General features: G+C 41.9%; 11 protein-coding genes and 1 riboswitch. Of the genes, 9 read left to right on the top strand and 2 right to left on the bottom strand.

What is annotated here, in order from left to right; translation table 11 throughout:
- Window positions 1-46: 46 nt before the first annotated feature.
- The 8 genes from Q0A12_RS14170 (at window position 47) to Q0A12_RS14135 (ending at window position 9,892) form a co-directional block, all read left to right on the top strand.
- On the top strand, window positions 47-922 hold the full coding sequence (locus Q0A12_RS14170) for a YitT family protein (protein ID WP_291293275.1): 876 nt from the start codon (window positions 47-49) through the stop codon (window positions 920-922).
- 9 nt (window positions 923-931) lie between these two features.
- The gene (locus tag Q0A12_RS14165) at window positions 932-1,522 is read left to right on the top strand and encodes a HutD family protein (protein WP_291293274.1); all 591 of its coding nucleotides are present in this window, start codon (window positions 932-934) and stop codon (window positions 1,520-1,522) included.
- Window positions 1,506-1,603, top strand: a riboswitch (THF riboswitch). Its footprint overlaps the gene before it by 17 nt.
- Window positions 1,604-1,645: 42 nt before the next feature.
- Window positions 1,646-2,167, top strand: a complete 522-nt coding sequence (locus tag Q0A12_RS14160) for a folate family ECF transporter S component (RefSeq protein ID WP_291293273.1) — start codon at window positions 1,646-1,648, stop codon at window positions 2,165-2,167.
- A gap of 34 nt (window positions 2,168-2,201) precedes the next feature.
- Window positions 2,202-3,518 (top strand): folylpolyglutamate synthase/dihydrofolate synthase family protein, encoded by a 1,317-nt coding sequence (locus Q0A12_RS14155; protein WP_291293272.1) that lies wholly within the window; start codon window positions 2,202-2,204, stop codon window positions 3,516-3,518.
- A 245-nt stretch (window positions 3,519-3,763) separates the two neighbouring features.
- Window positions 3,764-5,125, top strand: coding sequence for an oxidoreductase (locus Q0A12_RS14150; protein WP_291293271.1), 1,362 nt, complete (start codon window positions 3,764-3,766; stop codon window positions 5,123-5,125).
- 140 nt (window positions 5,126-5,265) lie between these two features.
- Entirely contained in the window at window positions 5,266-5,724 is a 459-nt protein-coding gene (locus tag Q0A12_RS14145; RefSeq protein ID WP_291293270.1) for a single-stranded DNA-binding protein, read from the top strand.
- Between the two features lie 681 nt (window positions 5,725-6,405).
- Window positions 6,406-8,160: an ABC transporter ATP-binding protein gene (locus Q0A12_RS14140; protein WP_291293269.1), complete on the top strand. Its 1,755-nt coding sequence runs from the start codon at window positions 6,406-6,408 to the stop codon at window positions 8,158-8,160.
- On the top strand, window positions 8,144-9,892 hold the full coding sequence (locus Q0A12_RS14135) for an ABC transporter ATP-binding protein (protein WP_291293268.1): 1,749 nt from the start codon (window positions 8,144-8,146) through the stop codon (window positions 9,890-9,892). Before Q0A12_RS14140 ends, Q0A12_RS14135 begins: the two co-directional genes overlap by 17 nt.
- A gap of 105 nt (window positions 9,893-9,997) precedes the next feature.
- Here the strand turns inward: Q0A12_RS14135 and Q0A12_RS14130 are convergent, their stop codons facing one another.
- On the bottom strand, window positions 9,998-10,174 hold the full coding sequence (locus Q0A12_RS14130) for a hypothetical protein (RefSeq protein ID WP_291293267.1): 177 nt from the start codon (window positions 10,172-10,174) through the stop codon (window positions 9,998-10,000).
- 217 nt (window positions 10,175-10,391) lie between these two features.
- Here Q0A12_RS14130 and Q0A12_RS14125 point away from each other — a divergent pair, with 217 nt between their 5' ends.
- Window positions 10,392-10,994 (top strand): short chain dehydrogenase, encoded by a 603-nt coding sequence (locus tag Q0A12_RS14125; protein ID WP_291293266.1) that lies wholly within the window; start codon window positions 10,392-10,394, stop codon window positions 10,992-10,994.
- A gap of 56 nt (window positions 10,995-11,050) precedes the next feature.
- Here the strand turns inward: Q0A12_RS14125 and Q0A12_RS14120 are convergent, their stop codons facing one another.
- Window positions 11,051-11,629: an SOS response-associated peptidase family protein gene (locus tag Q0A12_RS14120; protein WP_291293265.1), complete on the bottom strand. Its 579-nt coding sequence runs from the start codon at window positions 11,627-11,629 to the stop codon at window positions 11,051-11,053.
- Between the last annotated feature and the right edge of the window lie 29 nt (window positions 11,630-11,658).

Below are 11,658 nucleotides of genomic sequence, written 5' to 3'. Positions count from 1 at the left end.
AGAAAACTTAACCCCTTACTTTTATTCAAAGAAAAGGAAGAAGAGCATGTTGCCTGTTAAAAAAATAGACGTCTGGCAAGAGCTGGTAACAAAACTAACGGTCATTCTTATTTATGCCTGTTTGTATTCCTTGGCGCTGAATCTTTTTTGGCAGCCAGGGAATATTTATGCTGGGGGATTAACGGGGATTGCACAAATTCTTGCGACGGTTTTAGACAAAAGCGCGCTTGAAGTGCCGTTATCAGTCATCTATTACTTATTAAATATACCCATGTTTTTGCTGGCATGGTTTAAGATCAATCGTAAATTTGTCCTCTATACAGTTATTTGTGTAACGATTGCATCCGTTGCCATCCATATCATTCCAAGTGTCACCCTAACGACGGATCCGATTATTTGCGCTATTTTTGGCGGCGCGATCAACGGTTTTTCATTAGGACTGGCATTGAAATATGGACTCTCAACGGGGGGCATGGATGCCCTCATTCTTACCATTCGACAAAGTACCGGTCGAAGTATCGGAGTGATTTCGATTATTTTAAATGGACTTATTGTATTGATCGCAGGGTATTTATTTGGTTGGCCATACGCTTTTTATAGTGTTTTATCAATTTTTGTTAGTGGTAAAGTGACAGATTTAGTGTATGTCAAACATAAAAAAGTACAAGTGACGATTATTACGCAAAACCCCAATAAAGTCATTCCGGCGCTGCAAGAAAAATTAAGTCGCGGTATGACGATTATTCCTTACGCACTAGGGGCTTATAATCAAGAAACTCAAACGGTGTTGCTCTTGGTTATTACTACTTATGAAATGGAAATGTTGGATCAAATCATGAAAACGGTGGATCCCAAAGCGTTTGTCAGTGTAGCACAAGATATTAGGATTTTGAGTCAATTTGAAGAATTGGATATCGTATAAGGAGGAAGTGTGGAAAGGATCGAGAAGAAAACAAGTGCAGACTATCTCATAAGCACATGGTCTGGGGGGCAAACCATCGAAATTTTAGTGGAACCAGATTCCAGTCATTTAGCGCAACGTGATTTTGAGTTTCGACTCTCAACAGCGACAGTAACGACAGACCGCTCGGAGTTTTCTGATTTTACAGGATATCAGCGAATCCTTCTGTCATTGGATCGTTCCATCTCACTGGTCCAATCAGGGTGCTGGATTGATTTAAAAGCTTTTGAGCCCTATTCTTTCGATGGAAAATTGCCAACGATATGTTATGGGAAGTGCCAAGATTTTAATGTGATCTACAAAGACGGATATGATGTTTCTGTTCAGATACTTAAAGAGAGACAAGTTATTCTACCGCAGACCACGGCGGTGATTTATGCACTGGCAGATAGTTCACTCCTGCTTTCCGGTGATAACACACAGCGGCAAGGATTACTAAAAAATGAAACACTAATCTTAAAAAATCAAACTGCGCTTCAAGTTGAATTGCTTTCATCAAGGAAACAGCCGCTGACCAACAGCGCGATTTTAACAACAATAAAAAAACAGAGTAGAAGATAGAGCGTTAAGTGCTAAAAGGATGGAATGTTGCCTTTTAGACGAAGAAACGAATTTCACGATGCTATCTTTGCATTCGCTGCATAACTCAATTGTGTGGCAGCTCTATCGAAGGAGATGCTAAGAATGAAGAAAAAAATTGATGCCCATGGTATTGCTACAATGGGAATACTCATCGGACTAATGGTGGTTTTGTCACAAATCTTAGGTTTTGAAACACAACTATTGAAAATCACCTTTGATTTTGTTCCAGAAGTGGTTATGGCAAGCTTATTTGGCCCATGGTGGACAGCCATTGGTGCTTCAGTTGCGGATATTATCGGAAACACCCTGTTAGGAAAAGCGCCATTTTTCATTGGCTTTACATTAAATTCTTTCATCGCGGGGTTGCTTTATGGCTACTTTTTTTACAAAAAGCCGATTACCATCAAAAATGCTTTCCTATGTGTACTTTGCAATACACTGATCATCAGTTTGTGCTTAACGCCGATCTGGTTGTCAATGATGTACGCGATCCCATTGACCGATACAAAACTTTGGGGAATTCGTATCGTCAAAGCCGGGATCATGCTCCCAGTTCAAACAGCAATGATCGTATTTTTCGGCCATGCAATCCCGTTCAAACGTTTGACGCGAAATGTTGTTTAAACGGAAGCACAACGCTAGTTGGGAGATGAGAAGGATGTTTGTTACGGAGGAAGAAGCCCTTCGGTGGATTCATTCACGCAAAAAATTCGGTTCACGTCCTGGTTTGACACGAATCAGCGAATTATTAAGGTTATGCGGTCACCCAGAGCAAGAAATCATTGGGATACATATCGCAGGAACCAATGGAAAAGGGTCAACAGTGACTTATTTGCGGTGTTTGTTAGAATCACAAGAGTTAACAGTAGGCACATTTACTTCGCCATATATCGAAAGTTTTTATGAACGAATTTCGTTGAATGGTAAAGCCATCTCTGCGGAGGAATTTATTCGGTTAGCAAATGAATTTCAACCCTTGGTAGCCTTCATGGATCGGGAAGAACAGTTCCAAGGCATCACAGAATTTGAGATTCTGACTGTAATGGCTTTTTCCTATTTTCAAAAACATGCGGATATCGCCATTTTTGAAACCGGCATCGGAGGAAAATTGGACAGTACGAATGTGTTTACGCCAATCTTAGCTGCCATCACGACGGTTGGCTTAGATCATACAGACCTATTAGGCGAAACGGTGGAAGAAATTGCTCTGCAAAAAGCGGGGATCCTAAAGAAAGAAGTACCTATTGTCTTAGGAAACATTCCCAAAAACGCCGTGGAAGTCATCGAAGCAGTCGCTTCTAAAAAGGAGGCGCCACTCTTTAAACAAGGTGGCTCTTATCATCTTCATTATCTGAAGCAAAGCCGCCAAAGCAGCCTGTTTCACTTTGAAAATGAAAAATGGCGCTTCCTCAATCTTAGGGTTCCCTTGCTTGGAAAATATCAAGCGGAAAATGCAGCAACAGCTTTGCAGCTATTTCTGCTTTACTGTCAGCAACAAAATCGAAAGGTCCAACAGAAGGCGATACAAAAAGCCTTAGACAAAGCCCGCTGGCCCGGACGAATGGAGAAAATCTGTTCCCAGCCGACAATTTTTATCGATGGGGCGCATAATCCCCATGCAATAAAACAATTCGTGGAAACAGTCACAGAAATGTTTCCAGAAGGCAGGAAGTATATTTTGTTTTCAGCGCTGACAACCAAAAATAGTCGGGAAATGATTCGACTGATTCAACAAATTCCTAATCACTGCCTGGCACTGACGACATTCGATTACCCTCAAGCATGGGAAAAGGAGGAACTTGTTCGACAAGGCAGCCACCTCAACTTCTATCAAGATTGGCAACAAGGCATCCAAGAGATTGTGGCTAAAATGGGTCCTTATGATACTCTTTTTATTACCGGTTCACTGTACTTTGTAGCGCAAGTTCGTGAGTATTTATTAGCTGATAAGGTCTATTCGGCAGAGACTTCATAAAAAAAAGCTCATTACTTGTCAACTATTCGCCAATTGGAAAGCCAAGAGAAGCAACTCTTTACAGATAAACGACCTCGGAGTTTCCGTCTTTGGAAATTCTGAGGTTGTTTGCTTTTTCGTCAGTTTCTAAAAACTTGTGAGGAACTCCTTTTCCCAATTTATTAAGAAGTGGGAAAGTTGCTTGTGAGAAAAGGAACTTTTCATTATACTTCAAGTAATTGAAACCAAAAGGTGGGGGGTTACCCGTGAAAGAACGCAAAAAAATAGTAGGGATTCGACTAGCGCTAGCTGTCGCTTTGACATTGATGGTGATTGGATTAGTGATTTGGTTTGTTATCGGCTTTTCTGTAGGACGAGTGGTCAGTTCTAGTGATTCAGAGTCATCAACTGTAGAGACTGCTCAAGTAAACCAAACGACTATCAAAGAACAGCCAGTTACTTACTTTAATCAATTTTTACCCTTTGAAAGCGAAGGCAACTATGATCCGAATACACAAGGCTTTAATTTGTTTTATGATTTGATGCGCTATTTTGCTTCTGTGAAGGTACAAGACGATGTACGGATCGATTCCTACAGTGTGAGTGGTGCGGCTTATCAAAAGGGGTTATTGACGGTGAAGTTTACGGTTTGGCCAAAGTCGATCAATCGCGAAACGATGACCTCTTATTGGGGAAAAGTTTCCGATGACGGTTCGGTGCGGGATATTTGTTGGCAAGTTAAGGTGGCTACGACGGCTCAAGGGGATCAAGCAATTACGAATGTCGATGCGGGAGATTTAAGTAAGATCACCGATGAGAACAATCAAATGATCACCTCGAAGGAGACAAATCAGACGATTGCCTATAAAACAGAAATCGGCAAAAGCCAATTGAAATTGACTTATGACAGCTGGAAGCATCAGATCATTCTGCCCTATGCGTTAGATGATTTTTTTGGCGGTGAATATAGTGGCGACAAACAAGCGCTGATTGCTGGCAGTTATGTATTGACGCCTGAACGTACAGGGTTTATCCGAACGGAATATGCTAGTGATGGTAATTCAAACCAAAATATCTATTATACCTATACGGAAGACCAAGGGAGTTCTTGGAAGAACGTTGCCCTGATAGAAAAGACTTCAGCCATTCGTTTCCGAAAATTGGCATTTGGAAAAGAGGGGTTTGGGTACATTTTCTTATCCGGGGGTCGGGTCATGAGTCAGGAGGGATATCTTTCCTATGTGACTCAAGATGGTGGCAAGACGTGGCAGGAAAAGCAAGTGGCTAAGGGAGTCAGCCGACTCTTGACGGATGCCTGCTACCTCAATGAGAAGGTTGGCTTTATGAGTTTTGGCGGAGTAACGCCAACGGAACCAAGCCTTTATGTGACGACCGACGGGGGAAACACTTGGCTAGAAGCTACTTTTGACATGCCCGATGAATGGAAGAAGATTTTTGTGGTTGCTGAAGCTCCTTATCTAGAAGATGGAAAACTGAAGGTGTTGGTCAATCAAGGTCCTATGGGGGATTATAAAGGCGGTACAGTCAAGGGCGTATTTACCTCCGATGACAATGGGTTGACTTGGAAGTATGACACGGAAATAGATTCTGCCACCGACGAAGGCTAAGCTCGGTTAAATTTTGTTTAAAAGTCAGCGGCAAAAATTAGGGAAGTTCTTAGAAGAATTGCAACAAAATTTTTTTGTGGTAGACTATGGCTAATCTTGCATCGCAAGAGTTCAATTAAACTGTAGAGTGAGGGAGTAACGTGGCAACAAATAAGGTGATCCTTACCGGGAAAATCAATGAGATGCCCAGTCAAGAACAACTGGCTTCTGCAGTAGCAAATAATACGTGTGTGCGTTTTAATTTAGCAGTAGCTGCGCAATGGCAAACAAGTGAACAAGTGCAGACAGAATGGTTTGCTTGTGTCATCAATGGCAAGCAAGCTGAAACTTTCTTGCGGTATACGCAAAATGGGGCCAGCGTGAAAATCAATGGTCATTTGCATATGTGTCCCTTTGAAACCAAGGATGGTCAGTCTGTTTATGGCGCAGAAGTTGTTGTGGATAATTTTCAATTATTGGAGTTGCCGCCAGAATGTCTCCAAGAACCAATGAGACCGATGGCACAAAAACCTCCCACTGTAACCAGCACTCGTCAAGATTCCTCCGATCGGTTGAAAAATCAGGTGTGGGAATTTTTAAAAGACGAGCATTTTATTTAGCAAAAATAATTCATTTTAGCGTATCATTCTATTTTTTACGCTCTTTTTAGTCGGAGTTTTGGATCAGTGAGTGATTAAACTCATGCCGTAAGGTCGGCGAAAACAAAGGTATCAATCCAAACTTGCGGAATTATTTGCTAGCAATCACCCAAATCGTTAAGCGAATAGTATTGGAAAACGAATCTTTTATTAGAAAAGGCTTCCCTTGGCGGAAGTCTTTATTTTTGTTCTGTTTTCTTTATATAAAACTCGAGAAACTATTTTTTTATTCCTAAATAATGGAGCCATATCGTTGATAAAACAAGAGTTTCTGTAATTAGAGGGGCAACGAAGTCTTGAGTCAGTAACAAGAAGAAACTAGTTGTAAAGTGTTTTTTTAATTTCGAATTCAGTAAAAGAAACTATAAGAAAGTCAATTATTTTTAAAAAAATTTAATAAAAAATCTTGCAAATTCTCATCGTTATCTGTAAAGTGTTAGATGTAGTCAGCAAAAAAAAGAGAAGGAGGGATTACAATGCAAAACAATACAAAAAAATTCGCAAACAACAAAATAGTATTTAATCCCTTATTCGGTAATCAGTTAGTACACAGATAGTGTCGATATTTTTGACGTTATGCTCTGTCCTTTTCCGAAAGGGCAGAGCTTTTTTGTGTACTTTTTTAGATTGAGAGGGAAGAAAATGAAATATATTTTACAACAATTAACGACGTACTTTAAAGCGCATAAATTGCGTTATGCAATCGTATTTATTTTTATGGTCATTGCCAGCGCCATGTATGTAGCACCAATCTATATTTTACGCTTATTCATCGATGCATTGATCCAAGATCACTTTACGATGGCGCTTTTGATTCGCTATGTCAGCTTATTTGCCGGTGCGATTCTCTTAGGGTATCTTGCGGAATTTATTTGGACCTTTAATTTATTTATCGGCTCTTACGATCTGCAAAAACAGTTACGGCAACAACTGATGGCACACTTCTTGAAAATGGGGGCGCCTTTTTACCATCGGTTTCGCACTGGTGACCTTATGACCCGTTCCAGTGATGATGTCCAAGTGATGGGGATGACCGTAGGCTATGGATTGATGGTTTTCTTGAATACCAGTCTTTACTTGAGCTTCATCGTTGCCATGATGGCGATTACGGTCTCTTGGGGATTGACGATCATTGCATTGATCCCTATGCCGCTGTTAGCTTATTACATTTTTAAATGGGGATCGCAAGTAGACAAAGCCTTCACAGAAGCCCAGAACTCGGTTTCCGAGATGAATAGTGAAGTTTTGGAAATCATCGATGGCATCCGCGTAGTGCGAGCATTCGGCTTAGAGACGGCCACCACGCAACAATTTCAACAAAAAACGACAGAAACTCGAGCAAAAAATGATATCGTTTCCGAAATTGATTCCCGCTTTGGGCCGTTGATTACAATCATTTTGGCGATTAGTTTTGTGATGAGTTTCGGGATTGGGGCTTTCCTAGTAGCCAATCAGCAAATCACGATTGGTGCGATGGTTTCCTTTCAAGTTTACCTAACCATGGTGGTTTGGCCGATGATTTCCGCTGGAGATCTGGTCAATGTGATGCAGCAAGGAGCGGCTTCTTGGCGTCGGATCAATGAAGTCTTGCAGACTGGCGATCAGCTTGAACCTGAAGGCCAGCAGCTTATACCTGCGATTCAAAGAATTGAGTTTTCCAACTACAGTTTCAAATACCCGAATACGGACCGTTTGGTTTTGGAGGATGTGGATGTAACAATCGAAAAAGGTGAGGTCCTGGGGATTGTCGGCAAAACAGGCAGTGGAAAGACTTCCTTGTTGCGCCAATTCGGACATCGGTACCCTTATTCAAATCAAATTCCTTTGATCAATGGGCAATCTTTGACTGCTTTTCAGACCGAAGAGATCCGAAAGCACTTTGCGGAAGTACCGCAAGAGCATACCTTGTTTTCGCGAACGATTCGGGAAAATCTCTTGTTTGGCGACCCTGAAGCCTCCGAAGAACGTCTATGGCAAGCGTTGACGATGGCTTGTTTCAGTGAAGAAATCAAACGAATGCCAGCAGGGCTTGAAACGATGGTTGGCGAAAAAGGAGTTTCTTTATCCGGTGGTCAAAAGCAGCGCTTGTCATTAGCTCGGGCATTTCTTCGGAATAGTGAAGTGCTGCTGTTGGATGATGCCTTGTCAGCTGTTGATGCAAAAACTGAACAAGCGATTATTGCAAACTTAAAGGACATTAAGGAAGCACCCATTTCAATCATCGTGACTCATCGTTTGTCTGCCATTACAGAAGCGGACCAAGTCATCGTGTTGGAAGATGGGCACGTGATCCAACGAGGGACCCACAAAGAACTGATCGCCGTTCCCGGGTGGTACCAAGAACAATATTATCATCAACAGTTAAAGGAGGACGATCAAGATGTTCTCAACGATTAAGCGCCTGCTCTCTTACGTAGGCTATTATAAAAAACAATTTTCCATCGGTGCCATTTTGCTGCTATTCGGTGCAGCTTTAGAGCTGACTTCGCCAATGATCGCCAAACGGTTGATCGATGGGGTGATGACCCCATCGGTTGAGACGGGGAATTTGAATGTGCTTTTTTTGATCCAATTATTGGCGGGCTATTTGCTGATCAACTTGGTTGGCTCGTTGTTTCGTTATATCAGCTTGCTGCAATTACGCAAAATGTCAAACAGCATTGTGAAGAAAATGCGGGACCAGCTATTTGACCATATGCATCAACTGCCGGTTTCTTATTTTGACCAGATTCCTGCTGGAAAGGTCGTCGCACGGATCACAAACGACACGGAAGTTTTGCGCTCCAATTTCTATGTGATCGTCATCAGTAATTTGATGAGTAACCTCATTCAAATCGTTGGTGCATTTTTAGCCCTCTTTTTCCTGAATCATACACTTGGATTGGCAATGCTTATCTTGATTCCGATTCTAGGGATTTGGCAGCATTTCTATACTAAATATGCGTCTCGCTACAATATTGCGATGCGGGAATATATTTCTCAGATCAGTGGTCAGTTAAATGAATTTGTTCAAGGAATGGCAGTCATTCAGGCCTTTCAAAGAGAAGGGCAGCTGCAAAAGGAGTTTAATGAAACTGTCGAGAAATGGTTTCAGACAGGACGAAAATATCTGTTATTGGATTCGAGTGTTGCCTGGGGATTGGGCAATCTTTTGCGGAATTCAACGATTCTGATTCTGATCACGACATTATCGGCATTCTTCTTAGATGGTCGATTAGCTATCTCGGCTGGTTTGCTCTATGCCTTTATTGACTATATCAACCGCTTGTATGATCCAATCGAAGGTCTGGTCCAAACCATTACCAATGTTCAGCAATCACTCGCTGCCGGTAAACGAGTCTTTGAGTTTGCTGATCAGCCAATTGAAAAGCAGCAAGAAGCAGTGATTGCTATCAAGAAAGGAAATGTCTCTTTCAATCAAGTAACTTTTGGCTATGATCCAGAGCAAGCCGTGTTGCATGGCATCGATTTTCAAGTATCGGCTGGAGAAACAGTCGCATTAGTAGGTCATACAGGGTCGGGGAAATCCAGTATCTTGAACTTACTATTTCGTTTTTACGACCCACAGTCTGGCACGATCACGATCGATGATCAAGTGATTGAAGCATTCGACCGTCACAGCGTTCGTCGTTCAATGGCGATTGTGATGCAAGATCCTTATCTATTTACAGGAACGATTGCCAGTAATATCGGTATGAACGATCCGTCAATCACAGAAGAGATGATTCTATCTGCGTTAGAACAAGTGGGCGCCAGTTATTTGCTGGCACGTTATCCGCAAGGTATCCATCACCCCGTTGTAGAAAAAGGCAATGAGTTTTCTAGTGGCGAACGACAATTGATCAGTTTTGCCCGAGCGTTGGTTTTTGATCCCAAAATTTTGATTCTGGATGAGGCAACGAGTCACGTAGATACCGAAACGGAGTCGATCATTCAAAAAGCAATGACCGTCTTGCAAAAAGGTCGGACCACTTTTATGATCGCTCACCGCCTATCAACGATCAAGCAAGCAGAGCAAATCTTGGTTTTAGATCAAGGCAGAATTGTTGAACGAGGCAATCATGCCAGCCTAGTCCAAACTGGCGGCATCTATCAGCAAATGTACCAAATGCAGTCAGAGCAACTCTGATTCATCAAGGATAAGACTCACTTTTTTTAATAAGATAGAAGAAGCGTCAAGCCTAGGAATTTCCTTGTTTGCTTGACGCTTTTTTAGAGCAGTCTTTACTAATCGCTAATCGGTCAATGGCTGAATATCACTGAGTTTGGCTACGCCGTAGTTGCCTCCCTCTAAAAGTTCAACCGTCGCCGTATTGCTCAGTAAGCGAATGATTTTGATCTTTTGCAATGTAGGCTGTCCGATGACTTTCGCTAAATAGAATTGACTTGTACAGAGTTCTTCTTTTTTCATAAGCTTCACCTTCTTTTTTAGTGTTATACCATAGAAGGCCTTTTAGAAGGAAGCCGTTTCACAAAACATTCAATCTTTTTTCGTAATTTGACAACAGCTGCCTTTGTCCTATCCTTTTAATTCAAGCCATAGCTGCAAGCGAAGCGGAAAAGGACAAACGTTTGTAAAAAGAAAAAATCTGCCGTAGAATGAAAAAAAAACGAAATGAGGTTATTGGATGAAAGTTCTTTTAGTCGGGCATACCGGAACATTAGGAAAAATTTTGCTGGCTGGTTTACAAGACAAACCTGTTGATGTGATCACGGCAAGTCGAAGTGCAGGAGACTATCGAGTGGAGATTGCTGATCCGGAAAGTATTCGGACACTGTTTGAAGAAATTGGTCCTGTGGATGCTATTATTTCCGCAGCAGGTAGTACCGTTTTCAAACCTTTCGCAGAGTTGACACCGGAAGAAAATCAGCGATCCATTGACAGCAAGCTGCAAGGGCAAGTCAATCTAGTGTTGATCGGGCAGCATTATTTAACCGAGGGCGGCAGTATCACGTTGACTTCCGGCATCATTCAAGATGAGTTTATTCCGATGGGGACTTCTTCGGCGTTAGTGAATGGCGCAATCGGTGCGTTTGTTGCTTCAGCGGCGTTAGAAATTGGTCGTGGAATTCGTATCAATGCGGTCAGTCCGAATGCGTTGACAGGCTCTTGGGAGACCTATGCCTCCTCATTCCAAGGGTTTCTGCCTGTTGCAGATGAAAAAGTTTTTGCTGCCTATGAAAAATCAGTTTTTGGTATCATGACAGGCCGGACTTTTAAGGTCTATTAAAGCAATTACTAAAAAACACCGTCAGAAGAAGTATATTCTTCTGGCGGTGCTTTGATTTACGAAACAGGTTGTTTCTGGATATCCGGCATGGTTTGGTTGAGGTAATTTCTGGCAAACGTTAGATCAGTAAGCCAAGGTAAGACATCTGCCTTGGTTAAAAGAACAGGCATCCGATCATGAATCGGTGCCATCACGGTATTGGGCTTCGTCGTCAAAATGATGGATTCATCCTCTGAACCGCTAGCGGTAGAATGGTTCCGATAGAAACCAGCAAGGTAAAGGGGATCCGAAGAGTCAAAGAGAAACTTTTGCTTATCGCGCCACTCATAAAAACCAGACATTGGAAAGACACAGCGATTTTCCAGAAAAGGTTTCTTGAAAGTTCGTTTTTCTTCCACGGTTTCTGCCCGAGCATTGATTATCAGTTGGCCTTTTTTGAAACCGGTGAATCCCCAATGGGTGAGAATCGGCAGGATTTGCTGCGAGTCATCAGCAATCAGAGTGATTACCTGATTGGAAGGGAAAACTTCATCAACAGCGATTTTTTTATTTTGTTCTTTGGCTATTGCAACCAGTTCTTGGTAATAGTCAGACAGTTCTCCAGTTTTTGGATCAAACAAATATCTCCCACACATATTGTTTTCTCCTTTTTTAGTCTTGCTTG

The organism is Enterococcus sp., from assembly GCF_022711995.1.
In the GTDB taxonomy this organism is placed as follows: Bacteria; Bacillota; Bacilli; order Lactobacillales; family Enterococcaceae; genus Enterococcus_D.
The sequence above is the reverse complement of the archived record's forward strand: the minus strand, read 5'-3'. Positions and strand labels throughout refer to the sequence as shown.

Bases quoted from the DNA above. Each gene is read 5' to 3' on its own strand.
- Q0A12_RS14120 (WP_291293265.1), bottom strand. From the start codon at position 11,629: ATGTGTGGGAGATATTTGTTTGATCCAAAAACTGGAGAACTGTCTGAC.
- Q0A12_RS14170 (WP_291293275.1), top strand. From the start codon at position 47: ATGTTGCCTGTTAAAAAAATAGACGTCTGGCAAGAGCTGGTAACAAAA.
- Q0A12_RS14125 (WP_291293266.1), top strand. From the start codon at position 10,392: ATGAAAGTTCTTTTAGTCGGGCATACCGGAACATTAGGAAAAATTTTG.
- Q0A12_RS14130 (WP_291293267.1), bottom strand. From the start codon at position 10,174: ATGAAAAAAGAAGAACTCTGTACAAGTCAATTCTATTTAGCGAAAGTC.
- Q0A12_RS14135 (WP_291293268.1), top strand. From the start codon at position 8,144: ATGTTCTCAACGATTAAGCGCCTGCTCTCTTACGTAGGCTATTATAAA.
- Q0A12_RS14140 (WP_291293269.1), top strand. From the start codon at position 6,406: ATGAAATATATTTTACAACAATTAACGACGTACTTTAAAGCGCATAAA.
- Q0A12_RS14155 (WP_291293272.1), top strand. From the start codon at position 2,202: ATGTTTGTTACGGAGGAAGAAGCCCTTCGGTGGATTCATTCACGCAAA.
- Q0A12_RS14160 (WP_291293273.1), top strand. From the start codon at position 1,646: ATGAAGAAAAAAATTGATGCCCATGGTATTGCTACAATGGGAATACTC.